23 protein-coding genes are annotated in these 24,905 nt (G+C 60.9%); 18 read left to right on the top strand and 5 right to left on the bottom strand.

The annotated features are described in order from the left end of the window. Positions 1 to 160: 160 nt before the first annotated feature. Positions 161 to 1,396: an ROK family transcriptional regulator gene (locus tag ACLBKR_RS16150; protein WP_112829570.1), complete on the bottom strand. Its 1,236-nt coding sequence runs from the start codon at positions 1,394 to 1,396 to the stop codon at positions 161 to 163. A 297-nt stretch (positions 1,397 to 1,693) separates the two neighbouring features. On the opposite strand from ACLBKR_RS16150, the gene xylF reads away from it, so the two are divergent. The 3 genes from xylF to ACLBKR_RS16135 all read left to right on the top strand — a co-directional run bounded on the left by xylF (position 1,694) and on the right by ACLBKR_RS16135 (position 4,973). Further along, complete coding sequence (gene xylF / locus ACLBKR_RS16145; protein WP_113339378.1) at positions 1,694 to 2,737, top strand: D-xylose ABC transporter substrate-binding protein; 1,044 nt, start codon at positions 1,694 to 1,696, stop codon at positions 2,735 to 2,737. Between the two features lie 133 nt (positions 2,738 to 2,870). Continuing rightward, complete coding sequence (locus tag ACLBKR_RS16140) at positions 2,871 to 4,175, top strand: sugar ABC transporter permease (RefSeq protein ID WP_414899666.1); 1,305 nt, start codon at positions 2,871 to 2,873, stop codon at positions 4,173 to 4,175. Between the two features lie 15 nt (positions 4,176 to 4,190). Beyond that, positions 4,191 to 4,973 (top strand): ATP-binding cassette domain-containing protein, encoded by a 783-nt coding sequence (locus ACLBKR_RS16135; protein ID WP_112829471.1) that lies wholly within the window; start codon positions 4,191 to 4,193, stop codon positions 4,971 to 4,973. A gap of 44 nt (positions 4,974 to 5,017) precedes the next feature. Here the strand turns inward: ACLBKR_RS16135 and ACLBKR_RS16130 are convergent, their stop codons facing one another. The 3 genes from ACLBKR_RS16130 to ACLBKR_RS16120 form a co-directional block, all read right to left on the bottom strand. Then, entirely contained in the window at positions 5,018 to 6,061 is a 1,044-nt protein-coding gene (locus ACLBKR_RS16130; protein ID WP_112829472.1) for a GlxA family transcriptional regulator, read from the bottom strand. 171 nt (positions 6,062 to 6,232) lie between these two features. Then, entirely contained in the window at positions 6,233 to 7,006 is a 774-nt protein-coding gene (locus tag ACLBKR_RS16125) for a FadR/GntR family transcriptional regulator (protein WP_113339376.1), read from the bottom strand. Positions 7,007 to 7,191: 185 nt separating this feature from the next. Next, positions 7,192 to 7,992, bottom strand: a complete 801-nt coding sequence (locus tag ACLBKR_RS16120; RefSeq protein WP_113448638.1) for an NAD-dependent epimerase/dehydratase family protein — start codon at positions 7,990 to 7,992, stop codon at positions 7,192 to 7,194. A 248-nt stretch (positions 7,993 to 8,240) separates the two neighbouring features. On the opposite strand from ACLBKR_RS16120, the gene kduI reads away from it, so the two are divergent. Then, positions 8,241 to 9,065: a 5-dehydro-4-deoxy-D-glucuronate isomerase gene (gene kduI / locus ACLBKR_RS16115; protein ID WP_113443025.1), complete on the top strand. Its 825-nt coding sequence runs from the start codon at positions 8,241 to 8,243 to the stop codon at positions 9,063 to 9,065. After that, positions 9,062 to 9,802 carry a 2-dehydro-3-deoxy-D-gluconate 5-dehydrogenase KduD gene (gene kduD / locus ACLBKR_RS16110; protein WP_113339373.1) on the top strand — a complete coding sequence of 247 codons (741 nt, stop codon included), beginning with the start codon at positions 9,062 to 9,064 and terminating at the stop codon, positions 9,800 to 9,802. The genes kduI and kduD overlap by 4 nt, the downstream gene beginning before the upstream one ends. A 7-nt stretch (positions 9,803 to 9,809) precedes the next feature. Here kduD and ACLBKR_RS16105 read toward each other — a convergent pair whose 3' ends face one another. Continuing rightward, a complete protein-coding gene (locus tag ACLBKR_RS16105; RefSeq protein ID WP_113339372.1) occupies positions 9,810 to 10,727 on the bottom strand; it encodes a helix-turn-helix domain-containing protein in 918 nt (305 codons plus the stop codon). Positions 10,728 to 10,938: 211 nt separating this feature from the next. Between ACLBKR_RS16105 and ACLBKR_RS16100 the strand changes: the two genes are divergently transcribed. The 13 genes from ACLBKR_RS16100 (at position 10,939) to ACLBKR_RS16040 (ending at position 24,892) form a co-directional block, all read left to right on the top strand. Next, complete coding sequence (locus ACLBKR_RS16100; RefSeq protein ID WP_113339371.1) at positions 10,939 to 11,820, top strand: carbohydrate ABC transporter permease; 882 nt, start codon at positions 10,939 to 10,941, stop codon at positions 11,818 to 11,820. 57 nt (positions 11,821 to 11,877) lie between these two features. Continuing rightward, positions 11,878 to 12,732, top strand: coding sequence for a carbohydrate ABC transporter permease (locus tag ACLBKR_RS16095; RefSeq protein ID WP_113486373.1), 855 nt, complete (start codon positions 11,878 to 11,880; stop codon positions 12,730 to 12,732). Positions 12,733 to 12,734: 2 nt separating this feature from the next. Next, on the top strand, positions 12,735 to 13,847 hold the full coding sequence (locus ACLBKR_RS16090) for a sn-glycerol-3-phosphate ABC transporter ATP-binding protein UgpC (protein WP_113448639.1): 1,113 nt from the start codon (positions 12,735 to 12,737) through the stop codon (positions 13,845 to 13,847). A 17-nt stretch (positions 13,848 to 13,864) separates the two neighbouring features. After that, on the top strand, positions 13,865 to 15,124 hold the full coding sequence (locus ACLBKR_RS16085; RefSeq protein ID WP_113486330.1) for an ABC transporter substrate-binding protein: 1,260 nt from the start codon (positions 13,865 to 13,867) through the stop codon (positions 15,122 to 15,124). Positions 15,125 to 15,173: 49 nt separating this feature from the next. Next, positions 15,174 to 16,733, top strand: a complete 1,560-nt coding sequence (locus ACLBKR_RS16080; protein ID WP_414899659.1) for a glycoside hydrolase family 28 protein — start codon at positions 15,174 to 15,176, stop codon at positions 16,731 to 16,733. After that, on the top strand, positions 16,730 to 17,791 hold the full coding sequence (locus ACLBKR_RS16075; protein ID WP_414899657.1) for a glycoside hydrolase family 88/105 protein: 1,062 nt from the start codon (positions 16,730 to 16,732) through the stop codon (positions 17,789 to 17,791). The genes ACLBKR_RS16080 and ACLBKR_RS16075 overlap by 4 nt, the downstream gene beginning before the upstream one ends. 188 nt (positions 17,792 to 17,979) lie before the next feature. Beyond that, positions 17,980 to 18,894 carry a 5-dehydro-4-deoxyglucarate dehydratase gene (kdgD, locus tag ACLBKR_RS16070; RefSeq protein ID WP_414899655.1) on the top strand — a complete coding sequence of 305 codons (915 nt, stop codon included), beginning with the start codon at positions 17,980 to 17,982 and terminating at the stop codon, positions 18,892 to 18,894. A 2-nt stretch (positions 18,895 to 18,896) separates the two neighbouring features. Continuing rightward, on the top strand, positions 18,897 to 20,033 hold the full coding sequence (locus ACLBKR_RS16065; protein ID WP_414899653.1) for a mandelate racemase/muconate lactonizing enzyme family protein: 1,137 nt from the start codon (positions 18,897 to 18,899) through the stop codon (positions 20,031 to 20,033). Next, on the top strand, positions 20,033 to 20,917 hold the full coding sequence (locus tag ACLBKR_RS16060; protein WP_414899651.1) for an amidohydrolase family protein: 885 nt from the start codon (positions 20,033 to 20,035) through the stop codon (positions 20,915 to 20,917). The genes ACLBKR_RS16065 and ACLBKR_RS16060 overlap by 1 nt, the downstream gene beginning before the upstream one ends. A 72-nt stretch (positions 20,918 to 20,989) precedes the next feature. Next, positions 20,990 to 21,964, top strand: a complete 975-nt coding sequence (locus tag ACLBKR_RS16055; protein WP_112829486.1) for a TRAP transporter substrate-binding protein — start codon at positions 20,990 to 20,992, stop codon at positions 21,962 to 21,964. Between the two features lie 92 nt (positions 21,965 to 22,056). Then, positions 22,057 to 22,578 (top strand): TRAP transporter small permease, encoded by a 522-nt coding sequence (locus ACLBKR_RS16050; RefSeq protein ID WP_112829487.1) that lies wholly within the window; start codon positions 22,057 to 22,059, stop codon positions 22,576 to 22,578. Then, positions 22,578 to 23,858 (top strand): TRAP transporter large permease, encoded by a 1,281-nt coding sequence (locus ACLBKR_RS16045; protein WP_113339363.1) that lies wholly within the window; start codon positions 22,578 to 22,580, stop codon positions 23,856 to 23,858. The genes ACLBKR_RS16050 and ACLBKR_RS16045 overlap by 1 nt, the downstream gene beginning before the upstream one ends. Before the next feature lie 185 nt (positions 23,859 to 24,043). After that, the gene (locus tag ACLBKR_RS16040; RefSeq protein ID WP_113457423.1) at positions 24,044 to 24,892 is read left to right on the top strand and encodes a sulfite exporter TauE/SafE family protein; all 849 of its coding nucleotides are present in this window, start codon (positions 24,044 to 24,046) and stop codon (positions 24,890 to 24,892) included. Positions 24,893 to 24,905: the final 13 nt, after the last annotated feature.

The raw sequence follows: 24,905 nt of genomic DNA, 5'->3' as shown, positions 1-24,905 counted from the left end.
CGCCGGGATGCTGCAAGTCATGATTTTCCGAGCAGCTTCAAGGCATCCCGCCCCGCTAAATTTTTTGTGGAATCCGCTTTTGAAGGCTTGTCGTCGCGCTGCGTGGATCAGCCGGCTCAATCCAGCCTGAATGCTCCGAGGTGGAACGTCCGGTCAAGCGCTAAGCGACGTTGCCGGCCGCTTGGGGGCGCAGTTGCACGATGTCCTGGTCGATCAGCGCCAGCGCGTGATCGAGATGACCTTCGAAAACCAGGGCTCCCTCGTCAAATGCCACCGAGATCTCCGGCATGCCGGAAAACCGAACGATATGGGATTGAGACAAACCTTCCTCTATCCCCTGGCGCAACAGATCGTAATAGCGCGTGCCGGGGCCGGTGATGGTGATCGGCATGTGTTCATAGAGGCTTAGAAGCCGCGACAGGCCGTTGCCGAGCGCAAGGCCTGCCTGCCGGAAGGCATGCACGCTGCCGCGGTCGCCGCGGTGGGCAAGAGCTGCGATCTTGTCCACTTCCGAAAGGGGAACGAACTTTGCCGGCAGGGTATCCGTCGGCACCTCGAAGGCGGTCCGCAAAATGGCGTAGAAACCGGCATAGGCCTCAATGCAGCCCCGGCCTCCACATCGACACAGCGCGCCGTTCGCCTGGTGCAGCATATGCCCGAAATTCGGAGAGATGACATTATAGCTGCCGCTCGGCGATTGGGTCGCGACGCCCAGCCCTATGCTGTGGCCGAGGGACAGGGCGGCAAGTGCACGTGGGCCCGTTTGTCCCGACCTTTTGGCACGGCTCGCCAAAGCGCCTGCGACGAGTTGGGTTTCATTGGCGAGCAGGACCCGCCCACTCCAGTCCGCCGCAAGCAGTGACCCGAAATCGATCCGTTCCGTTCCGAGCACTGGCGACCAGAGCAACAGCGGCCGTTCGGTGTCGACAAGGCCCTTGCTGCTGATGGAGATGGCCAGCACGGAAGACTGGGCGAGGTCCGCGCGGGTTACAGTTTTTTCCAGGCCGGACCTCAGAGCCATTGAGAAAGCCAAAGCGCCGCCCGATGTAACCCGGGACTCGGAGAATCGGTCGATCAGCCGGGCGGAATAATCCACGAGCGAATATTCCAGAGCATCCGAAGAAATGCTGACAACGATGAGGTAGCCGCAATTACGGCGCGGTTCGAACAATACGCGCGGACGTCCTCGTCCGCCAACGGGTTGATGCTCGGATTTCACCAGGATCTCGGCGCGCTCGAGTTCCGCCGTGATGGCGGAGACGGTGGCGGAGGAGAGGCCGGTTGCCGCAGACAGTTCAGTATGGGCGAGCCGGCCGCCGCGCCTCAGCGCTGAAAGCACGAGCGCGCTGTTTTGCCGACGGATGATTTCCGTGCTGCTGGATTTCGTCGGAAACATGGACCTCCGTTCCTGCCAGTCCCGGATCTTGGAGGCGTGGCGAATATCCGCCACAACAACCGAAGGCATCCGCCTGTCAACCTGAAAAGCCGATGAGCCGCTTTTCCGCCGTTTGTGACCTGTGCAGGCCTGCTGTTGTCGGCGTCATTTCAGCGGAAATTGCCGTGTTGACAGTCCCGATGATCTCTGACATCTATTTTCTCGACTGTCGAGAAAAATATTGGAGGCTCGACGGCGCAATCGTGGCAGCCGGCGGGAGCAGTGGATGCATCCGGTCGCCAACATCGGGAGGACATCATGAAGTCTATTTTCAAGCTGATGGCAGGGGCTGCCATCATTGTTTCCTTGCACTCCGCCGCAGCCATGGCTGCGGATGTCGTTGTCGGCGTTTCCTGGTCGAACTTTCAGGAAGAACGCTGGAAGACCGACGAGGCCGCAATCAAGAAGGCTCTCGAGGCCGCCGGGGCGAAATACATTTCCGCTGACGCGCAGTCTTCGGCCGCCAAGCAGCTCACCGACGTCGAATCGCTGATCTCCCAGGGCGCCAATGCGCTGATCGTGCTTGCCCAGGATTCCGACGCCATCGGGCCCGCCATCGAGAAGGCTACCGCGGAAGGTATTCCGGTGGTCGGTTATGACCGTCTGATCGAGAATCCGGATGCCTTCTACATCACCTTCGACAACAAGGAAGTGGGCCGCCTGCAGGCGCGCGAGGTGTTCAAGGTGAAGCCTGAGGGCAATTACGTCTTCATCAAGGGCTCGTCTTCCGACCCGAACGCCGACTTCCTCTTCGCAGGCCAGCAGGAAGTGCTGAAGGAAGCAATCGACGCCGGCAAGATCAAGAATGTCGGTGAAGCCTATACGGATGGCTGGAAGCCGGAAATCGCCCAGAAGAACATGGAGCAGTTCCTGACTGCGGCTGACAACAAGGTCGATGCAGTCGTCGCTTCGAACGACGGCACGGCCGGCGGCGCGATCGCTGCTCTGGAGGCTCAGGGACTTGCCGGTTCCGTGCCGGTTTCCGGCCAGGACGCCGACAAGGCTGCCTTGAACCGCGTTGCGCTCGGCACGCAGACCGTTTCGGTATGGAAGGACAGCCGCGAGCTTGGCAAGAATGCCGCCGAGATCGCGCTTCTTCTGGCGAGTGGCAAGACCATGGATGATGTGCCTGGTGTCATGACCTTCAACGGCGGTCCGAAGGGCGTCGCGATGAAGTCCGTCTTCCTTGCCCCGCTTCCGATCACCAAGGACAACCTCAATGTCGTGATCGACGCCGGCTGGATCAGCAAGGCGGAAGCTTGCCAGGGCGTCAAGGCTGGTTCCGTCGCTGCCTGCAACTAAGCAGGCGGGCCCATCAGTCCGGAATGCCGCAGCGGGGTTTCCGTTGCGGCATTCGTCGCGCGATCAGTAGACTATGAGGCAGGGTTTGCCAGCAATGAATGAAGAGTGGAGGGGCGGCAACGCAATGGCCGGCATGATGCAGACCACAACATCCAAGAATGCGGGAGTGTCCAGCGGTGGGGCGATCGCCTCGTTCTTCAGGGCGACCGAAATCGACACACGCCTTCTCGGCATGGTCGGAGCTCTTCTCATCATCTGGGTGGGCTTCGAGATATTGACCGGCGGATTGTTCCTGACGCCCCGCAACCTTTGGAACCTTTCGGTGCAGACTTCATCGGTGGCGGTGATGGCGACCGGAATGGTTCTGGTCATCGTCACCCGTAACATCGACCTTTCCGTCGGTTCCATTCTCGGCTTTACCGGGATGATTATGGGCGTGCTGCAAGCCAAGCTTTTGCCCGGCATCCTCGGCTTCGATCATCCTGCCACATGGGTTCTGGCGCTGGGCGGAGGCATCGTGGTCGGCGGGCTGATCGGCATGTTCCACGGCGCGATCATAGCCTTCCTCAACGTACCGTCCTTCATCGTCACGCTCGGGGGCCTGCTGGTCTGGCGCGGTGCGACATGGTTTGTGACCAGCGGTCAGACGGTTGCACCCATGGATGCCAATTTCCGCCTGATGGGCGGCGGCACGGAAGGCTCCATCGGCTGGACCGCAAGCTGGGTCGTCGGTGTCATCGCCTGTATAGGTATCGTCGCCGGCATCATTCATTCGCGCCACCAGCGCAAGCGCTTCGGTTTTCCGCAAAGACCGCTCTGGGCGGAGTATTTTCTTTCGGCGCTCGGCTGCTTCATCGTTCTCGGGGCTGTCGCCGTCGCAAACAATTATTTCTGGCCGACGAATATCGCCCGTCGCTATGCCGACGCCAACGGCATTGCTTGGCCCGATGGTGGGCTGCTGATTTCCCACGGCGTCGCGGTTCCGGTTCTGATCGCCCTCGGTGTCGGTCTCATCATGACTTTCGTCGCCACCCGTCTGCGGTTCGGACGCTATGTTTTTGCGATCGGTGGCAATCCGGAAGCGGCTGAACTCGCCGGCATCAAGACCCGTTGGGTCACCGTCCGCATTTTCGCGATCATGGGCATTCTCTGCGCCATTGCTGCAGCGATCTCGACCGCCCGCCTCAACGCCGCGACCAATGCGCAAGGCGAACTCGACGAACTCTACACCATCGCTGCAGCCGTGATCGGCGGCACGTCCCTTGCCGGTGGCACCGGCACCATAGCAGGGGCAATGCTGGGGGCGCTGGTGATGCAGTCGCTCCAGTCCGGAATGGTGCTCCTCGGCATCGATACCCCCTTCCAGCGCATTGTCGTCGGCGTCGTCCTTGTTGTCGCCGTCTGGCTCGACACCGTCTATCGCGCCCGCGCAAAGTAATCAGGAGTTTCCATCATGACGGAGCAACGCACGCCCCTCGTGGAAATGAAGGACATTTCCATCTCCTTCGGTGGCATTCATGCCGTCGACAGGGCTTCTGTCGATCTCTATCCCGGTGAAGTCGTGGCCCTTCTCGGCCATAACGGCGCAGGCAAATCGACGCTGATCAAGATCCTCTCCGGCGCCTACAGACGCGATAGCGGCGATATCCTGATCAACGGCGAGCCGGCCGATATCCGCAATCCGCGTGACGCCAAGGCCTATGGGATCGAGACGATCTACCAGACGCTTGCTGTTGCAGATAACGTGGATGCCGCCGCCAATCTCTATCTCGGTCGAGAACTGAAGACGCCTTGGGGCACGCTCGACGACGTTGCCATGGAGGCGAAGGCCCGAGAGGTAATGGGACGGCTCAACCCCAACTTCCGCCGCTTCAAGGAACCGGTAAAGGCGCTTTCCGGCGGCCAGCGGCAATCGGTTGCGATCGCGCGAGCGATCCTGTTCGATGCCCGCATCCTCATCATGGACGAGCCGACCGCAGCGCTTGGGCCCCAGGAGACCGCACAGGTCGGGGATCTCATCCGTCAGCTGAAGTCGGAAGGTATCGGCATCTTCCTCATCAGCCACGACATCCACGATGTCTTCGATCTCGCCGACCGGGTCTTTGTCATGAAGAATGGTCAGGTGGTCGGACATGCGCGTACGCAGGATGTGACCAAGGACGAAGTGCTCGGCATGATTATCATGGGCAAGTGCCCGCCCGGCGCGATTCCGGGACCGGGAGCGATGCGGGGCTGACGGCGCGTCTCCGGCGCAGAGGCGCCGGAGACCGGCCATGCCGGTCATCCCTCCGACTCGATGCCGGCGAAGAGGTCGTCATCGAGATGTACGAAGCCGTTGTCCTTCTGCCGTGATCTGAGGACGTTCGGCGTGCAGCCGAAGGTCTGCCGGAAACGCCTGCCGAAATGGCTGGAATTGGCGAAGCCGACTTCAAGGGCGATATCGATCAGTGGTTTCGAGGTCTGAAGGACGAGGCTTCGCGCGCGTCGCATCCGCAGTCTTGCATAAACCGCGCCTGGCGACATCTTGAGCCGTCGGTGGAAGAGCCGTTCCATCTGTCGACGCGAAAGGTTCATCGATTTCGCCACATCGTCCATCGAAACGGGCTTGTCGAGATTGTTCTCCATGAAGATCAGCGCAAGGCGCATCTTGGAGTCCTTGTGCTCGGTCGACAGTGGATTGCGCGGCTGGATTTCACGCCCCTCGCGCCGGCGCTCGATCTGCAGGATCTGAAGGGCGTTCTTTTCCGCCGTGTTGCCGATATGCCGGCGTACGAGGCTTGCGGCTAGATCCGCCACCGCGCTTCCCCCCGCGCAGGTGATGATGTCACGATCCTCGACGTAAAGCTGGTTGCTGACCAGTCTGTGATCGGGGAAACGGTCGAGATAATCGTGGTGATGCAGCCAGCTCACGCAGGCAGTCCGGTTCTTCATCAGGCCGGCCTTGGCCAGAATGAAGCTGCCGGTGCAGACACCGATGACTTTGACCTTTTCGCTGATCGCCCGTTTCAGATAGCGTTCCATCTCCGCATCGATCGGGTCCTCGACATTCAGCAGTCCCCCGACGACGGCCAGATAATCGAATTCTCTCGGAGCCGGCAGTCCGGTTCCCGGTGCTATCTGCACGCCGCAGCTCGAGCGGATGAAATGGCCATGGGCGCTTAAGATCTGCCAGTCGCAGTGTTTCCGCGTCGAGCGATCTTCGTCATCGCTCGCCAGCCGCAAGGTGTCGACGAAAAGCGCAAAGGCGCTGAGTGTGAAGCTCTTGCTCAAAATGAAGCCGACCTTGAGAGGCGGGCGCGGCTTGGCGGGTTCGGAACTGGACATGTTGGATCTGCAAAGCTTCCCGCTATCGGCACGGCAATGTCGGCGACGTGTCCCGTGACGGACGCCGGTCGCAGTCATCTCCGTTATTCAAGGGAAGCATTGGCTCGCAGAACATGAAATATGTCAATGCCTACCAGCGGCGGCACCTGTTCGCGGTGCGGCTATCGATTTTCAGGCCGGGGCTTCGGTTTGCTGGATGCGGTTGCGCAGCAAGGCCCGGTAACGCGCCTGGCTGCCCTTCAGATGCTGGCGCATGGCAAGCCGGGCGGCTTCCTCATCGCCTTCCATGATGGCGCTGACGATCCGTTCGTGCTCGGCATGGATGCCGCGAAGATAATCGTCGGAAACGGTCTCCTGCCCTGTCGCCCGGAGCGAACGCCGGGGAATGACGTTCGGACCCAGCATCGTCAGGAATTCGCGAAAGCGCGGATTGTTGGTCGCATCAGCGATGGCAAGATGCAGTTCGAAGTCAGCTTCTCCTGTCGGGAGGCCCTGACGGGCGAGGCGGTCGATTTCGCGGAAGCGTTCAACGATCCTTTCCTCCTGGGATGGGGAGCGGCGTTGCGCGGCAAGCCCCGCGGCCTCCACCTCGACCGCGGTGCGGAGTTCCAGAAGTTCGATGACGGAGGAAATGCGCACGAAATCGATGTTCTGGAACGGTACTTCCAGTTCGGGCACCGGTTCGAGGACGAAGACGCCTGCTCCCTGGCGAGGTTCAACCAGCCGGTCGGCGCGCAGAGCGGCGATCGCCTCGCGAACGACCGTGCGGCTGACCCCGAACTCGCGGGTGAGTTGGGCTTCGCTCGGCAGGCGTTCACCCGGCTTGTAGGCGCCCGCCTCGATCTGCTGCTTCAGGGCATCGCGAAGCGTGACGACCAGATTCCGGCTTTTCGTTGCGACGCTAATGGGTGGCACTCCTCTGTCTTCGTTCACAATGCCTATCATACCTGTGGTGAAATCTCAGGGATATCCCGAATGCATCGCGGGATTTCCCCCGAAGCCCTGCTTGGAGCGCATCGCGATCCTTCAGGTTCGCTCCCTATCCTTCAAATCTTCATTTCACCGCATGTCGTCACCGCAGGACCGCTCAACGCTTTTTCGCGACCTGTTTCAGGAAGCCAGGCGTGGCCTTATTCGTCCTCCGGGAAGATCGGGTCCTGCGTGAAGAGCCCGCCTTGCCAGCGGGCGGCCGAATCGTCAGGACCGGGGCGCTCGCAAGCGGCTTCGATCTTCGAACGGAAGATTTCGGCATTGTCTTTCGGCTTCCAGCCGAGAAAGCCGGCGGCGGAATTGTCCCACCAGCCTGCATCGTTGTTCGATGCGCCCCAGATGACGGGGCAGCCGAGTTTCGGCGCGCGGAATACGGCCTCGATCAGCGAGACGAAATCATCGTAGGAAAACCAAGTGGAAAGCATGCGGTGGTTGACCGGTTCGGCCACGCAGGACCCGATGCGCACGAGCGCCGTCTCCTGCCCGAACTTTTCATGGTACATCTGCGCCAGAGACTCACCGAAACATTTCGATACGCCGTAGAGCCCGTCCGGACGATAGGGATGGTCCACCGACAACCGTTCGGTCTGTGGATAAAATCCGATGGTGTGATTGGAACTTGCAAAGACGATGCGCGGCATCCGATGCGCGCGGGCGGCTTCGTAGAGATTGTAAAGGCCGACGATGTTGCCGGCGACGATCTGCGAGAACTTGCGCTCTACCGAGACGCCGCCGAGATGGACGATCCCGTCGCAATCCTCGACCAGGGCATGCACTGCCTTGGCATCGGCAAGATCGCACTGGACGATTTCCTCGTTCTTCCGGGCCGCCCCGATCGGGGCGATATCGGATAGGCGCAGGATCGTTGCCATGGGGGCGAGCCTTTCCCGCATCACACGGCCCAGTGCACCCGCCGCGCCGGTAATCAGAAGTCTCTTCACTGTCTTCTCCCTCCGGAATTCCTCAAGTCATCATACATGCTCTTCGCTAACGCTGTGCGTCAAGCTTGAAGACAGCGCGGCCTCCTTCGCATGCATCTTCCATAATGGGATTCGATACCCCGTCGGGAGGAAGCACGTCTTGCCCACGGCGCTTGACAGCATTCAACATGTCATACAAAACTGTCAACATATATTATGTTAACTCGCTCTCTCCGGGTGGCGGGATTTATCAAGAGGGAGGTTCGCGCATGCTGAACGTGGAAACGAGGCACGCCGTTCACGCGGATCACGCGAGATCGCTCGATACAGAGGGCCTTCGCCGGCACTTCCTGGCCCAGGGTCTGTTTGCGGAAGGCGAGATACGGCTGATCTATACGCATTACGATCGATTTGTCATGGGAGGCGCCGTGCCGTCCGGCACGCCACTTGTGCTCGATCATGTCGAGGAGACAAAAACGCTGGGCTTTCTCGACCGACGGGAGATGGGAATCGTCAACATCGGTGCTGAGGGCAGCGTGCGCGCCGGCAACGAAAGCTGGTCGCTGAACCGAGGTGACGTACTTTATCTCGGCATGGGTGCCGGGCCGGTTACCTTCGAAGGCGCCGGGCGCTTCTACATCGTCTCGGCCCCGGCGCATCGCAGCCTGCCCAACCGGCTCGTCACTCTGGCCGACAGCAAGGAGGTGAAGCTTGGGGCTGTCGAGACTTCCAACAAACGCACCATCAATCAGTTCATTCATCCCCTGGTCATGGAAAGCTGCCAACTGGTGCTGGGATATACCACGCTGGAGGACGGGTCGGTCTGGAACACCATGCCTGCGCATGTGCACGACCGCCGCATGGAGGCCTATCTCTATTTCGGCATGGATGAGACGTCGCGGGTTCTGCATCTGATGGGCGAGCCGCAACAAACGAGGCATCTCTTCATCGCCAACGAGGAGGGCGCGATCTCGCCGCCGTGGTCCATCCATGCGGGAGCCGGCATTGGCAGCTATACCTTCATCTGGGCCATGGCCGGCGACAATGTCGATTATACCGATATGGACTTCATCCAGCCGGGAGATCTTCGATGAGTATGTTTTCGCTTGCCGGCCGTCATGCGTTGATTACCGGCGCCAATACCGGCATCGGTCAGGCGATCGCCATTGCCGTTGCTTCGGCCGGCGCCTCCGTGACCTGCGCGGGGCGCTCCTCTTCGGCGCAGACGGTCTCCATGATCGCCGGCGCGGGCGGAGAGGCAAGGGAGCTGGCGCTCGATCTTTCCGATCCCATGGCGGCAAGAGATGCTTTTGCCGAAAGCGCTTACGATCTCCTCATCAACAATGCCGGCATCATTCGTCGTGCCGATGCAGTCGATTTCTCCGAGGATGACTGGGACGCGGTGATGGACGTGAACCTGAAGGCCGTCTTCTTCACCTCACAAGCCTTTGCGCGGGCTCTCATGTCCAGAAACGCAAGCGGAAAGATCGTCAACATCGCATCCCTGCTGTCGTTTCAGGGCGGCATTCGCGTTGCCTCCTATACGGCCGCCAAGCACGGCGTGGCGGGCATCACCAAGTTGTTGGCAAACGAATGGGCGTCCCGCGGCATCAACGTGAATGCGATAGCGCCCGGTTACATTGCCACGAATAACACGGAAGCGCTGCGGGCCGACGAGGAGCGCAACGCGGCGATCCTCGCACGCATTCCGGCCGGACGCTGGGGGCGGGCGGAGGATATTGCGGGTACTGCCGTCTATCTTTGTTCGCCGGCAGCCGATTATGTTCATGGCGCCATTCTTAACGTCGATGGCGGTTGGCTCGCGCGCTGACGGCGTATCAGACCGCCTCGCGCCGGGCGAGACGGGCTGCCTGTTCCGGCTCGTCCAGATGCAGCAAGGTGCCGTCGCGACTGCGGCGTACCTTCTCGATGTGATCGCGTGGACTCATCCCGACGATGCGCTTGAACATGCGGGAGAAATAATAGGGATCGGCATAGCCGACTTCGGCCGCGGCCGCGGAGACGTTGATGCCGGTCTCCAGCAGGTGCATGGCCCGTTCCATGCGCTGGAGTTCCTGATATTTGCGGGGCGTACGACCGACCCGTTTCTGAAATTCCCGCAGGAAATAATCGCGATTGTAGGGAGCGGAGGCCACAGCGGTCTCGGCGATGTCGGGGTCGAGCGGCGCTGCTGCGATCTGCGAGGCAACCTTCATGACCGCCAGGTCCATCGCATCGCTTCCCTCCGGCTGGTAGGTTGCGGTGTCGCGCCAGTTCTCGAAGGCGTCCTCCACATGGGAGATCAGGAGATACATGAAGAGGTGATGCTGGGCGAGCGTGACCGAGCTTGGCGGAGCGCTCTGTCGGTAGTGCCTTACCAGCGGTTCCAGCAGAGGCCAGCGGGAGAGCCTGACCTTGGGTCTCAGTTTCATCTGAGCGAGAAGATCGTGCCGGCCATAAATGTCGAGCGTAAAATGCTGCGCGATACCGATGTAGGTCTGCCGGCCTTCGTTCCACCCAATGAAGCGGCTGTTGCGCGGAATGAGCATCGACTCGCCGGGGGACAGAGAAAAGCGCTCGCCGTCGATCAGATATTCTCCGCGACCCTCGAGGCATATGAGAAGGTCGTCCACGGGGTTTTCCTTGTCGATGCGCCACGTCCGCGAATGCTGCATTCGAATGGTGGCGCGTGTCAGGGTCAGGGTCAGCGCGCCGGGCGGAATACTCGACAGAATGCCACCTTCGATTTCGTCCATCTTTTTCCCCGCCTTTGTCAATTCTGTCATTCACGGTCTTTTCATAGGATAACACGAAAGCTGGTTGATAAAACCGGATGGGACGGAGGAAACGTGCAAATAAGGGCATCCGCAATCCTTGCCGAACAGGCACGGAAGCGGTTGGACTTCGGCTCTGGGAGGAGAGAATTTTGTACATTACCGTAGTATCTCACGGCGCCGGGGGGCAGCCGTGAACCGCCAACGCGTGCTCGGGCTCGCTTATCTTTCGCCGTATATCGCGGGTCTCCTCGTTTTCACGGCGATCCCGTTCATGGCGTCGTTCTATATGAGCTTCACGGACTACAACCTGATGAGCGCGCCGCGCTGGACGGGTTTGAAGAACTATGTGGAGCTCTTCACCGGGGACAGAACCTTTCGCCGTTCGCTTTCGGTGACGCTGATCTATGTTTTCCTGACGGTGCCGCTGAAGCTCGCCTTCGCGCTCTTCGTCGCATACATCCTGAATTACCGGCTGAAGTTCATCAACTTCTTCCGGACTGCATTTTATGTCCCCTCCATCCTGGGAGGCTCGATCGCGATTGCCGTGCTGTGGCGTTACGTCTTCGCGACCAACGGGCTCGTCAACATGCTGCTGGCGGCGCTGGGCTTTGAGCCGGTCAACTGGTTTGGCGATCCGCAGAATGCGCTTTTCACGATCACGCTGCTCAGATGCTGGCAGTTCGGCTCGGCCATGGTGATATTTCTTGCCGCTCTACAGTCGATCGACAAGTCGCTCTACGAGGCAGCGGCGATCGACGGGGCCTCGAAGTTCCATAGCTTCATCTTCATCACCATTCCCCTCATCACACCGGTCATCTTCTTCAACCTTGTGATGCAGATGGTCCAGGCTTTTCAGGAGTTCAACGGTCCCTACATCATCACCGGCGGCGGTCCGTTGAAGTCGACCTATCTTCTCCCGCTCTACATTTACGACGAAGCTTTCCGCCGCTTCAACATGGGTTACGCCTCGGCGATCGCCTGGGTGCTTTTCCTGATTATCATGCTGCTGACCCTCGCTGCCTTCTGGTCGTCGAAGAAATGGGTCTTCTATGCCGGCGACAAGAGGAGTTGAGCCATGGACATGCATGCAGCTACCTCTTCTCCGGCACAGGCGCGTTCTTCCGGCGACATGGTAAGGCGTCGCGAACGAATGCAAGGATTTTCCGCCGCCGCCCGCTATCTGCTGCTGTTCGTGGTCGGGCTCGTCATGCTCTATCCGTTGATTTGGCTGGTCGGCGCATCGTTTAAAACGAATGCGGAGATCTTTTCGAGCCCGGGTTTCTGGCCGGAAAACCCGACCGTCGACGGTTATGTGAAGGGTTGGCAGACATCCACGCCCTACACGTTCGGCCGTTTTTTCCTGAACAGTTTCCTGATCGTGCTCCCGAAGATGGCGGGTACCGCGATTTCCTGCACGTTGGTTGCCTACGGCTTCGCGCGCTTCGACTTTCCGGGCAAGAAAATCCTGTTCGGCTCCGTCATCGCGATCCTGCTCCTGCCGAATGTGGTGACGCGCATTCCGCAGTATATTCTCTTTCGCGATCTCGGCTGGCTCGACAGTTTTCTGCCGCTGTGGGTGCCTTCCGCGCTGGCGGGCGATGCATTCTTCATCTTCATGCTCGTGCAATTCCTCCGTTCGATCCCTCGGGATACGGAAGAGGCCGCGCGCGTCGACGGGGCGAATTCCATCCAGACGCTCGCCTATGTCGTCGTGCCGATGCTCGCGCCGGCGCTGATTTCGGTCTGCCTGTTCCAGTTCATGTGGACGATGAACGATTTTCTCGGACCGCTGATCTATCTCTCCTCGGTCGACAAATACCCGGTGAGCCTTGCGCTCAAGCTGTCGATCGACACAACCGAAGCCTTTGATTGGAACCAGATCCTGGCGATGTCCGTGCTGACGCTGACGCCCGCGCTGGTCGTGTTCTTCATGGCTCAAAAGTATTTCATCGAAGGGATCTCCGCCGGCGGGATCAAGGGATAATCATGGCACGCGTTCAACTGAAAAATCTCGAGAAGGTCTATGGCGGCTTCAAGGCGGTGCACGGGATCGACCTCGATGTGGCGGAAGGCGAGTTCATGGTGCTGGTGGGTCCGTCCGGCTGCGCGAAGTCGACCACGCTGCGCATGATCGCCGGTCTCGAGGATATCTCCGGCGGCGAGATCCGCATTGGCGATCGGGTGGTCAACGAACTGCCGCCCGGCAAGCGGTCAATTGCCATGGTTTTCCAGAACTATGCGCTTTATCCGCACATGAAGGTCCGAGGCAATCTCGCCTTCGGCCTGAGGCTCGCCGGCAAATCCAAGGCGGAGATCGCGGTGGCCACCGAGGAAGTGGCGAGGATCCTCGAGATCGAACCGCTGCTCGACCGGCTGCCCAAGCAGCTTTCCGGGGGGCAGGCCCAGCGCGTGGCGCTCGGACGCGCCCTCATCAAGAAGCCGAGTGTGTTTCTTTTCGACGAGCCTCTCTCCAATCTCGACGCCAAGCTGCGCGCCTCGATGCGGGTGCGCATCACCGATCTGCACCGGCGGCTTAAGGCAGACGGTCTTGCCTCGACCGTGGTCTACGTCACCCATGACCAGACGGAAGCGATGACCATGGGCGACCGCATCTGCGTCATGCAGGCGGGCCGCATCATGCAGGTGGCAACACCGAAGGAGCTTTACAGCCGACCCGCCAATCTTTTTGTCGCGGGCTTCATCGGCAGTCCCGAGATGAACCTGTTGGAAGGGCAGCTCGATGGCGACGGGTTTCATGGCGAAGGACAGACGCTGCCGATCGGGCCATCGCTTTCTGCCCGCATGAGCGCGCGCCCCCAGGATGCGGTGCTTGGCTTTCGCCCGCAGCATCTCAAGATCGTCTCCGGGGATGGCGTGCCGGCCTTCGATACGCGGCTGACCAATGTCGAATTCATGGGGCACGAAGTCTACCTGCATGTCTCGCTCGGCGGCCGGCAGCTTGTTGCCGTCGTCGGAGCCGACGAGTTCGAGGCGACAAGCCGCGCTGACGACCGCATCCGGATGAGGCCCGATGCGGAGTGGATGTATGTGTTCGACCGTGGGAGCGGTCAGAACGTTTCGCTGGGCGCAAATGCCTGACCTTGAGGGAGGAAAACATGAGACGACTGATGACGACAGCGGCCCTGATTGCCGCAACGGCGCTTTCCGGCACTGCGCGTGCCGAAAGCCTTCGCATGTCCTGGTGGGGAGGAGAGAGCCGCCACGTGGCAACGCAGAAGGCGCTGGAGGCCTGCGGCGCGAAGCACGGCCATAAGATTGCCGCTGAATTCACCGGTTTCGACGGTTACCTCGAAAAGCTCACCACCCAGATGGCGGGTGGCACGGAGGCGGACATCATTCAGGTCAACTGGCCGTGGTTGCCGCTCTTCTCGCGTGATGGAACCGGTTTTGTCGATCTCAAGAGCCTTTCGGCGCTGGACCTTGGCCAATGGTCCCCTGAGGCGTTGGCAACCACGACCATCGGCGGCAAGATCAATGGTATCCCGGTTTCGACGACCGGTCGCGTTTTCTTCTTCAATACAACGACATTCGACAAGATCGGTGTCGCAGTGCCGAAGTCTTGGGACGAACTGATGGCCGTCTCTCCCGTCATCAAGGAAAAGCTCGGAGCCGATGCCTTTGCCTTCAACGCGGTCAAGGAAACCGCCCAGCTTCTGGTGACGCTCGCTGTCGTCCAGAAGACCGGCAAGGATATGGTCGATCCGTCGATCAACCGGGTCGCTTGGACGCCGCAGGAACTGGCCGCCGGCATCGAATTCTACGGGCAGCTCGTCAAGACGGGGACGGTGCAGTCCATCGAAAAGGAAGCGGGCGAGGGCAGCGTTAATCTCTTTGAAAAGCCGGCATGGGCAGACGGCAGGATTGCCGGGTCCTATGAATGGGATTCGACCTATTCGAAATATGCCGATCCCCTGAAAGACGGGCAGAAGCTCGAACCGCGGCCGATGATCCGTTTCGCCGATGCTGTGACGGACGGGGTTTATCGGCGTCCCTCCATGGTGTTTTCCATCTCACGGAATTCCAAGCATCCCGAGGCTGCCGCACAGATCCTCAACTGCCTGCTGAACGAGCCCGAGGGTATCGCAGCGCTTGGCGACAGCCGCGGCCTGCCCGCTTCCCGGATCGCGGCGGAGATGCTCGCCAAAGCCGGCAAGGTCGATGCCAATGTTAAGGCGGCGAACGATATCGTCATCGCCGCGAGTGGCCCTTCGGTCTCGCCCTTCAACGAGCATCCGCAGGTGCGTTCCAACTTCATCGATACGCTGGAGGAGTATGGCTACGGCATGTTGTCCGCCGACGAGGCTGCCGCGCAGATCATCGACGGCACGAACGACGTGCTGAAGACTTTCGATTAACCCTGGCCGCCCGGCGGAATGTCCCGCCGGGCATCAATGGAACATGACCATGCTGAATGCCATCGCGGTCTCCGCGCGGGACGCTGCCGTTCGTCTTCAGTGGCCCGGCGCCCGCTATCATCTCGAAACACCGGTTCCCTGGCGGTTGACGGCGCCCGGCACGGCGACCGCGGCCCGTGAAGGCCTTGCGGAGAAAGTGGTGCTGGCGCTTCACGATCTCGATCCGGCCACAGACTGGCGGCTTGAGGTGGCAGGGTTTCCACCGCTCACGTTCCGTACGAGAGATTGCGGAGGATTGTTCCGGCCGTCCGGGCTCGTTGCCGATGAAGAGCAGGCTGCCGCGGGAAATGCTTGTATACTTGCGGAAGCCGTGGCGAAATTGCCGGAAAACGGAACGATCGAGCTCGGGCCGGGCCGTTTTTTCTCCATGCCGCTGGCGTTGCGGTCAATGATGGTGTTCAGGCTTGCCGAGGGATCGCAGCTGCTTGCTCCATCCTCTCGTCTAGGCTGGCCGATCCTGCCGGCGCGGGATGCGGCCGGACATATGCTCGGCTCCTGGGAAGGCCTGCCCGAGGCGTGTTTTGCCGCACCCGTTCATGCCATCGGTGCGCGAGAGCTTACGATCGCCGGACCGGGCCTCCTCGATGGTGGCGGCGATCGGGGCGATTGGTGGACATGGCCCAAGGGGACCCGGGATGGCGCGCGCCGGCCCCGCGGCCTGCATTTGGTAAATTGCGATGCTGTCCTGCTGCTCGGCTTTTCCATCCGCAACGCACCCTCCTGGACCATTCATCCACAGGGATGCAGCCGTCTGACGGCCGTCGGACTTCACATCATGGCGCCGCATGACAGTCCCAACACGGACGGCTTCGATCCCGAAATGTGTGAGGACGTGCTGCTGGAGGGCATCCGCTTCTCGGTCGGTGACGATTGTATCGCCATCAAGGCTGGCAAGCGAGGCCCGGACGGCAAGGACGATCATCTTCGTCCGACCCGCGGAGTTGTGGTGCGGCATTGCCTGATGGAGCGTGGGCATGGCGGTGTGGTCATCGGTTCGGAGATGAGCGGCGGTGTCGAAAATGTCACGGTCGAGGCCTGCGAAATGGTCGGTACGGACCGGGGGCTTCGGCTGAAGACCCGGCGGGGCCGGGGCGGTTTTGTCCGCAATATTGTTTTTCATAACGTGGCCATGCGTGATGTCGAAACGGCCATCTCCGCAAATGCCTTCTATCACTGCGATGTGGATGGCAGGGACGACTGGGTGCAAAGTCGCAAAACTGCGACTGTCGGAGCCGGGACGCCACATATCCGGGGAATAGAGATCCGCGACGTCGCGATATCCGGCCTCTCGCACGCCGCCGCGGTTTTTCTCGGTCTGCCCGAGGCGCCGCTTGCCGAGATTCGAATCGACAACCTGCATGTCGAAAGTTTCCGCGAGGAGGCGATCCCGATACCGCCGGTCATGGCCGAACATATCCGGCCGATGCGGCATGAGGGTGTCCTTGCTGAAAACGCCGACGTCACCCTTGGGCATGTCGTCGGCGTCGAAATGTCTCCCCTTTCCATCACTGCCGCGCCTCTGGCCGAGCGTTCGACGGAGCCATCATGAGCGTATTCGACTATTTCGACCGTTATTGCCGCCGCTATCGGCACTACAAGGGCGGTGCGTGGTGCTACGAGGATGGCTGCATCTATCGCGGTCTGGTCCTGTTGCATCAGGCGACAGGCGAGGACCGCTGGCTGGATCATCTTCTGCGTCTGACACAGTCGCAGATTTCGGCGGATGGCGGATTGGCCGGCTATTCGCCGGATGAGTTCAACATCGACAACGTCATGGCCGGGCGCTGCCTTTTTCACCTCGATGCGGTGACCGGAGACCCCCGCTATATGGTTGCCGCCCGTAGTCTTGCAGGCCAGCTTTCGAGGCATCCGCGGATCTCTACCGGCAACTACTGGCACAAGAAGGTCTATCCCCATCAGGTCTGGCTGGATGGACTCTACATGGCCCTGCCTTTCCAGATCGAATACGGTCAGCGCATGGGGGACGCAGGCCTGATTGAAGATGCGATCAGGCAGTTGCTCTCGGCCCTTGAACTGACGCGATCCGGCATTTTCTACGTGCACGGCTATGACGATGCCCGCCAGCAGCCCTGGGCCGACCGGACCACGGGGCGCTCGCCTGCCGTATGGGCCCGTGCCATCGGATGGCTGGCGATGGCGCTCGTCGATTCCTCTGCGTTGACGGCTGATCCGCGTCTTGCTCCGCCGACATCATCGCTCATGGCGGCAATAGCCGGGGAGGCCGAAGCTTCCGGGCTGTGGAAGCAGGTGCTTTGCGTGCCGGATCTTTCCGGCAACTACGAGGAAAGTTCTGCTTCCGCCATGCTGGGTTACGCCCTTCTCTTCGCCGGTCGACAGGGGCTTGGAGATTTCGCGCCGGCGGGCAGAAAAGCCTATGATCGCCTCATCGCGGAGCGATTGTATGCTGACGCTGAAGGAGAAATACGTTTCGGAGGGATTTGTCGGGTCGCTGGCCTCGGGAGCTGGAGCGGCGGGCCTTATCGAGACGGCACGCCCGCCTATTATCTCACGGAGGATGTGGTGACGGATGATGCAAAAGGCGTCGGTCCCCTGATGATGGCTGCGGCGGAAGCGTTGCTCGGCTGAGGGATCGCCGGAGGAGATGGAAATCGTTCGGGCCGACGCGCGACGCGCCGGCTTTCGGCATTCTGGCGAGGGCTTTTCTCTCCTGCGTACCTGATGATTCTTCTAACTTATAATATATGTTTGTTGACATGTCGGTGGAGATGTCCTTAACTCCGCCAAGACTGAAATTTCCGAAGGATGTGCGAAACATGGACCCCACCGCGCTGAAGGCTGCTCTCGGCTCCGGACTTCTTTCCTTTCCCGTCACGCATTTCGATGCCGGCGGGGAATTTGCAGCCGAGAGCTATCGGCGGCATGTCGCCTGGCTTGCAGGCTATGAAGCGCCGGTTCTGTTCGCTGCCGGAGGCACCGGCGAATTCTTCTCGCTGCGTCCGGAGGAAATCCCGACGGTCGTTGCGGCAGCCAAGGAAGCATCCGGAAAGACAGCGATCGTGTCCGGATGCGGTTATGGCACGGAAGTGGCGGTGGAGATTGCCCGCTCGGTCGAAAAGGTCGGGGCCGATGGCGTGCTTCTTCTTCCGCACTATCTGATCGATGCCCCGCAGGAAGGGCTTTACGCGCATGTGAAGCGGATCTGCGATTCTGTCGGCTTTGGCGTCATGGTCTATAACCGCGACAACGCGGTTCTGCACGCCGATACGATTGCCCGGCTATGCGATGCCTGTCCGAATCTCGTCGGTTTCAAGGATGGTACCGGGGATATCGCACTTGTCAGACAAATTACGGCGAAGATGGGCGACCGGTTGACCTATCTCGGTGGCATGCCGACGGCAGAACTCTATGCCGAAGCCTATCTCGGGGCCGGGTTTACCACTTATTCGTCGGCGGTATTCAACTTCGTGCCTGGCCTTTCCGTGGAGTTCTACAAGGCATTGCGGGCGGGCGAACGTTCGACCTGCGAGCGCATCCTCAATGAATTCTTCTATCCGTTCATGGCGATTCGCAATCGCGGCAAGGGTTATGCTGTCTCGGCGATCAAGGCCGGCGTGCGCCTTCAGGGATTTGCCGCGGGAGCGGTGCGTCCGCCGCTGAAGGATCTCAGCGAGGAAGAGGTTTCCATGCTCTGCGCGCTGATCGCTCCGCATCTGCGCAAGGCAGCCTGACCATGAAGATCGCCGAGGTCCGCACGCATCTTCTGGAGCATAAGCTGGCGGTGCCTTTCCAGAGTGCATCGATGCGTTTCGACCGGCGTGTGCACATCCTCGTTGAAATTGTCTGCGACGACGGCACCGTGGGGTGGGGCGAATGCCTCGGGCCAGCGCGGCCCAATGCGGCCGTCGTTGCCGCCTACGCGCCCTGGCTGGTGGGCGCCAATCCGCTGGAGACCGAAAAGCTCTGGGCTGTCCTTTATAATGCGCTGCGGGACCAGGGGCAACGTGGGCTTGCCGTCACGGCGCTGTCGGGGATCGATATCGCGCTGTGGGACATCAAGGGCAAACATCTCGGCCAGCCGGTTTCCATGCTGCTTGGCGGTCGTTTCCGCGAAACGGTGCGGGCCTATGCCACCGGCAGCTTCAAGCGCGACGGGGTCGATCGCGCGGAAGACAACGCTTCCGACATCGCGCTCTACCGCTCGCAAGGCTTCCATGCCTCCAAGATCAAGGTCGGCTTCGGCATCGAGGAGGACCTGCGTGTCATCAGGGCGGCGCGGGAGGCGGCTGGGTCGGAGATGCGGCTGATGGCCGATGCCAACCACGGCTACGGTGTGCTGGAGGCGGTTGAATTCGGCCGCCGTGCCGCGGAATACGGCCTCGACTGGTTCGAGGAACCGGTGGTGCCGGAGCAACTCGCCGCCTATCGCGAGGTGCGCGCCCGGCAGCCGTTGCCGGTCGCCGGTGGCGAAACCTGGCACAGCCGCTGGGGCATGAAGGAGCCGATCGAGACCCGTTCCATCGATATCGTGCAGCCGGACCTCGCTGGCGTTGGTGGGTTTACGGAGGCAAAGCGGGTGGCCGATCTTGCTGCTCTTCACGGCGTGCGGGTCGTACCGCATGTCTGGGGAACGGCGGTTCATATCGCCGCGGTGCTGCAGTTCATCGCGGCGATGGTGCCTGATCCCGTGCGTGTCAATCCGGTCGAGCCGATCCTTGAATTCGACCGAACCGACAATCCTTTCCGGCAAGCGGTGGTGAAAGCTCCCATCGAACATCAGAACGGGGTCGTCGCGATTCCGAACGGGCCGGGCCTGGGGATCGAGATCAATCGCGATGCACTCTCCGAATTCCGCATGAGGGACGGCTGATGACGCTGGTGCGCACGCTCACGGGACGAGAACCGCAGATTACCCTGCCTAGGGGAGCCGTCGATACGCAGATGCATGCCTATATGCCGGGGTTCGAGCCGCGCGCAGGTGGGCCGGGTTTGCCGATCGGGGCTCTTCCGACGCCTGCGGAATACCGGCGCGTCATGACCTGGCTTGGCATCGACAGGGTGATCGTTACGCAAGGCAACGCGCATCAGCGTGACAATGCCAACCTTCTCGCCTGCGTTGAGGCCCTGGGAGATATCGCCTGGGGGGTCGGCGTCGCCGATGGGCAGACCAGCGAAGCGGAACTCGACCGGCTCGCCGCGTCACGCGTGGTTGGATTGCGCATCATGGACCTGCCGGGCGGCGCCATCGGCCTCTCGAAGCTGGAGGAGGTCGATGCGATCGCGGCAAGCCGCAACTGGATGGTCGCCGTCCAGTTCGATGGCAGCAACATTCTCGAATACGAGGCGCGGCTTTCGAAGATCAGGTCGCGCTGGGTCCTCGACCATCACGGCAAGTTCTTCTGCGGCGTGACCGTGGACAGTGCCCAGGTGGCGGCCGCCCGGCGTCTGATCGACCGGGGAAACTGCTGGTTCAAGTTCGCCGGAGCTTACGAATCCTCGAAGACCGGTGGCCCCGATTACGCCGATGTGGCGGCGGTTGCACGCATGATGGCGGAACATGCGCCCGAGCGGATCGTCTGGGGTACGAACTGGCCGCACAATCTGGCGCGCGAACAGGCCGATTATCCTGACGATGCGGCGCTGACAGATACCGTCCTTGGCTGGCTGGCCGACGAACCTGCCCGGCAACTTGCCCTGGTGGATAATCCGGAAGCGCTGTTTGCGCTTCCGGCATTCAGTGACGGGAGCGACTGACGATCCTGGCTGCTGCTCGCCGTGACGGGAGGTTGCGGGGCGGCGATTTTCAGAAAAGAGGAGGAGGAAGACATGAAGACTGCCGCAATGCTCAGCTTTGCCATGGGCCTGACCCTTGGCGCCGGCGCGCTTTTCGCACAGGAAGTGACGCTGCGATCAGCAGATATCCATCCGGATGGCTATCCGACCGTGGAAGCGGTCAAATATATGGGCGAACTCGTTTCCCAACGCACCAACGGTCGCATCAAGATCGAGGTCATGAACAATGCGGCGCTCGGCAGCGAGAAGGACACGATCGAACAGACCCGTTTCGGCGTGATCGACATGAACCGTGTCAACAGCGCTCCGTTCAACAACCTGGTTCCGGAAACCGTTGTCTTCGGGCTTCCGTTCCTTTTTCGGGATGTCGATCACATGCACAAGGTGGTTGACGGGCCGATCGGCGATGAAGTGCTTGCGGCATTTGAACCGCATGGGCTGATCGGACTTGCCTTCTACGATTCGGGGGCGCGGTCTTTCTACACCACCAAGAAGCCTATCGAGAAACTCGCTGACCTCAAGGGCATGAAGATCCGCGTGCAGCAGTCGGATCTGTGGATTGCGATGATGGAAGCCTTCGGAGCCAATCCCACCCCCATGCCGTTCGGAGAGGTCTATTCCTCGCTGGAAACCGGCGTGGTCGACGGAGCGGAAAACAACTGGCCATCCTACGAATCGTCGCGCCATTTTGAAGTCGCCAAGAACTACACGCTGACCGATCACTCACTGACGCCGGAGATCCTGGTCATTTCCAAGATGAGCTGGGACAAGCTTTCTCCGGACGACCAGAAGGTGATCCGCGCGGCGGCGAAGGAGTCGGTCGGGAAAATGCGCGAACTCTGGCAGGCGCGCGAAAAGGCCTCCGAGGAAAAGGTGAAGGCGGCCGGCGTCAAGATCATCAAGGTCAACAAGGAGGAGTTCGTCACGGCGATGCAGCCGGTCTACGAACGTTTCGTCACCGATCCCAAGATGAAGGACCTCGTCGAGCGCGTACGCGCAGTCAAGTAACAAGCCGACGGCCGGCCGCCTCGAAAACGTGGCGGCCGTTTTCGTCTATCGGGAAGGAGCGGCCTGCGGTCGCCGGGTCTTGGAGGAACATCATGGTGCGCTTTATGAAGGCCATTCGGCCGGGTCTCGGCAGTCTCAGCCTGTTGTGCCTTTATCTGGCCGGGGCCGGAATGATCGCGATGACGCTGATTATCGGCTGGCAGATCTTCGCCCGTTACGTGCTCAATAACACGCCGAGTTGGTCGGAGCCGCTGTCGTTGCAACTCATGTCATGGTTCATTCTGCTCGGGGCTGCGGTCGGGGTGCGGGAAAGCGTCCATCTCGGTCTGGATTTTGTCCGCCATGGCGCATCGCGGATGGTGCAGAGGGCGATGGATCTTGTCAGCCTCGGCCTGATCGTCGCTTTCGGGCTGGCCATGAGCTATTACGGAACGCTGCTGGCGATAGGGACATGGACAGCACGCATTCCGGTGCTCGGATGGCCGGGTGGGGTCGATTTCTTCCCGCTGATCGCCGGCGGCCTGTTGATCGCCCTTTTTGCCCTGGAGCGTTTCGTCGACGTCTTCATCGGCGAAGAGATTGCCGCCACCATCGCCGTGCAGGAGGCCGTGTGATGGCCTATACCATTCTCTTCGGTAGCTTCACGGTCCTGATGATGATCGGCATGCCGATCGCATTCTGCCTCGGCATCGCGTCTCTCGCCACCGCGCTCTATCTCGGCCTGCCGCCGATCGTCGTCTTCCAGCAGATGAATTCGGGCATGAATGTCTTCGCCATGATGGCCATTCCCTTCTTCATCTTCGCCGGCGACCTCATGGTCCGGGGCGGCATCGCCAATCGCCTTATTCGTTTTGCTGCCGGTATTGTCGGTCACCTGCGCGGCGGGCTGGGGCAGGTCAACATCGTGGCTTCCACTCTGTTCGGCGGCATTTCCGGCTCGGCGGTGGCCGATGCGTCGGCTGTCGGCGGCCTGATGATCCCGCAAATGGCGGCGCGCGGCTATGACCGCGGCTATGCTGTGAACGTCACGGTCAATGCCGCGATCATAGCGCTGATGATCCCCCCGTCGCATAACATGATACTCTATTCGATCTCCGCAGGCGGCAATGTTTCGGTGGCGGACCTTTTTACTGCGGGCATCGTGCCGGGCATCCTTCTTGCCGCCGCGTTGATGGTGACCGCCTATGTGGTTGCACGGCGGCGCGGCTATCCTTCCGAGCCCTTTCCCGGTTTCCGCAAGCTTGGCTACTACCTGCTTGCCTCGTTGCCCGGACTGCTGCTGATCGGCATCATCTTCGGCGGTGTGCGTTCAGGCGTCTTCACGGCGACGGAAAGCTCCTGCATTGCGGTGCTCTATGCCTTCGCCGTTGCCGTTGCCGTTTATCGCGAACTCGACTGGAAAGGCTTCGTCGAGGCAGTGCTGCAGGCGGTGCGCACAACGGCGATGGTGCTGCTCGTCATCGGCACGGCCGCCGCTTTCGGCTGGCTCATGGCGTTCCTGCAGGTGCAGCAGGGCATGGTCGCGACAATCAGTGCGATTTCCGAAAATCCGATCGTCGTGCTCCTCCTGATTAACATCATCCTGCTCTTGCTCGGGACTTTCATGGACATGGCGCCGCTGGTCATCATCACCACACCCGTGCTTCTGCCGGTGGTCAAGGCGTTCGGCATCGATCCGGTGCATTTCGGCGTGGTGATGATCCTCAATGCCGGTATCGGCCTCAATACGCCGCCTGTTGGGACCGTGCTTTTCGTCGGATGCGCCGTCGGCGGGATATCGATCCGCGAGGCCATGCGAACCATCTGGCCGTTCTTCGGCGCGAGCATCGCTGTCCTGATGCTGGTGACCTACGTCCCGGCGCTGTCGCTCTGGCTGCCATCGCTCTTCCACTGAACGGCGGACCCGCCGACAAGGAGCCTTCCGGACCGAACCGTTTGGCCCGGGAGGCGGCTTGAAATGTGTTGCGGGGCGGATATGTTCCGGTCCGAAAATCGCGGGCGACGGCGAAGGGCAATTTCATCCCGCGCGCGTATTTTCTCCGGCGATACGGTCCGATCACACTTTTCAAGACGCATTCCATGATGTTCGGCATGCCCTATGGAGATCTTCTCCTTCTCATCCTTGCCCTGCTTGCTGCCGGTGCCCTGACCGGGGTGCTGGCCGGCCTTTTCGGCGTCGGCGGCGGTACGGTCATCGTCCCGATCCTCTACGAACTTTTCCGAATCCTGGAGGTGCCGGAGGCGGTTCGCATGCAGCTTTGTATCGGCACCTCGCTTGCGGTCATCATCCCGACTTCGTTCCGATCCTTCCTCACGCACAAGCGCAAGGGCGCCGTCGATCTCTCGGTGCTTCGTATCTGGGCGACACCGATCGTTCTGGGCGTGCTCGCCGGCAGCGTGATTGCGCGCTATGCCTCGCCGGAAATCTTCAAGGCCGTCTTCGTGGCGGTCGCTGGCTTCTCGGCGATACGCCTGCTGTTCGGCCGGGATAGCTGGCGTCTGGGCGACGATCTGCCCGGCAGCCTGCCGATGAAGATCTATGGCGTGGTGATTGGCGTGCTGTCGTCCCTGATGGGCATTGGCGGCGGGCAGCTTTCCACCATGTTCCTCACCTTCTATCGCCGCCCCATCCATCAGGCTGTCGCCACTTCAGCGGGTGTCGGCATGCTGGTGTCGGTGCCCGGCGCGCTCGGTTACATGTATGCCGGTTGGGGTCGCGCCGCAGAGTATCCCGATGTCATGGCGCTGCAATTTCCACTCTCCATCGGCTTCGTCTCCCTGATCGGCGCGGCACTCTTCATCCCGACCAGCGTGCTGTGCGCCTCGATCGGCGCGACGCTTGCGCATGCGCTTTCCCGCCGCAAGCTGGAGATTGCCTTCGGCCTGTTTCTTCTGGCGGTCAGTGTCCGCTTCCTCGTGACCCTGTAAGGGAGTTTCCACC

It is taken from the genome of Paenirhizobium cremeum (genome assembly GCF_047553425.1).
GTDB classification, from domain to species: domain Bacteria; phylum Pseudomonadota; class Alphaproteobacteria; order Rhizobiales; family Rhizobiaceae; genus Allorhizobium; species Allorhizobium cremeum.
Note: the sequence above shows the minus strand (reverse complement) of the source record. Positions and strands in the feature narration are given on the sequence as shown.

Bases quoted from the DNA above. Each gene is read 5' to 3' on its own strand.
- kduI (WP_113443025.1), top strand. From the start codon at position 8,241: ATGCTGAACGTGGAAACGAGGCACGCCGTTCACGCGGATCACGCGAGA.
- ACLBKR_RS16065 (WP_414899653.1), top strand. From the start codon at position 18,897: ATGAAGATCGCCGAGGTCCGCACGCATCTTCTGGAGCATAAGCTGGCG.
- ACLBKR_RS16085 (WP_113486330.1), top strand. From the start codon at position 13,865: ATGAGACGACTGATGACGACAGCGGCCCTGATTGCCGCAACGGCGCTT.
- ACLBKR_RS16105 (WP_113339372.1), bottom strand. From the start codon at position 10,727: ATGGACGAAATCGAAGGTGGCATTCTGTCGAGTATTCCGCCCGGCGCG.
- xylF (WP_113339378.1), top strand. From the start codon at position 1,694: ATGAAGTCTATTTTCAAGCTGATGGCAGGGGCTGCCATCATTGTTTCC.
- ACLBKR_RS16040 (WP_113457423.1), top strand. From the start codon at position 24,044: ATGATGTTCGGCATGCCCTATGGAGATCTTCTCCTTCTCATCCTTGCC.
- ACLBKR_RS16055 (WP_112829486.1), top strand. From the start codon at position 20,990: ATGAAGACTGCCGCAATGCTCAGCTTTGCCATGGGCCTGACCCTTGGC.
- ACLBKR_RS16060 (WP_414899651.1), top strand. From the start codon at position 20,033: ATGACGCTGGTGCGCACGCTCACGGGACGAGAACCGCAGATTACCCTG.
- ACLBKR_RS16090 (WP_113448639.1), top strand. From the start codon at position 12,735: ATGGCACGCGTTCAACTGAAAAATCTCGAGAAGGTCTATGGCGGCTTC.
- ACLBKR_RS16045 (WP_113339363.1), top strand. From the start codon at position 22,578: ATGGCCTATACCATTCTCTTCGGTAGCTTCACGGTCCTGATGATGATC.
- ACLBKR_RS16095 (WP_113486373.1), top strand. From the start codon at position 11,878: ATGGTAAGGCGTCGCGAACGAATGCAAGGATTTTCCGCCGCCGCCCGC.
- kduD (WP_113339373.1), top strand. From the start codon at position 9,062: ATGAGTATGTTTTCGCTTGCCGGCCGTCATGCGTTGATTACCGGCGCC.
- ACLBKR_RS16050 (WP_112829487.1), top strand. From the start codon at position 22,057: ATGGTGCGCTTTATGAAGGCCATTCGGCCGGGTCTCGGCAGTCTCAGC.
- kdgD (WP_414899655.1), top strand. From the start codon at position 17,980: ATGGACCCCACCGCGCTGAAGGCTGCTCTCGGCTCCGGACTTCTTTCC.
- ACLBKR_RS16130 (WP_112829472.1), bottom strand. From the start codon at position 6,061: ATGTCCAGTTCCGAACCCGCCAAGCCGCGCCCGCCTCTCAAGGTCGGC.
- ACLBKR_RS16080 (WP_414899659.1), top strand. From the start codon at position 15,174: ATGCTGAATGCCATCGCGGTCTCCGCGCGGGACGCTGCCGTTCGTCTT.
- ACLBKR_RS16125 (WP_113339376.1), bottom strand. From the start codon at position 7,006: ATGATAGGCATTGTGAACGAAGACAGAGGAGTGCCACCCATTAGCGTC.
- ACLBKR_RS16075 (WP_414899657.1), top strand. From the start codon at position 16,730: ATGAGCGTATTCGACTATTTCGACCGTTATTGCCGCCGCTATCGGCAC.
- ACLBKR_RS16135 (WP_112829471.1), top strand. From the start codon at position 4,191: ATGACGGAGCAACGCACGCCCCTCGTGGAAATGAAGGACATTTCCATC.
- ACLBKR_RS16150 (WP_112829570.1), bottom strand. From the start codon at position 1,396: ATGTTTCCGACGAAATCCAGCAGCACGGAAATCATCCGTCGGCAAAAC.
- ACLBKR_RS16140 (WP_414899666.1), top strand. From the start codon at position 2,871: ATGATGCAGACCACAACATCCAAGAATGCGGGAGTGTCCAGCGGTGGG.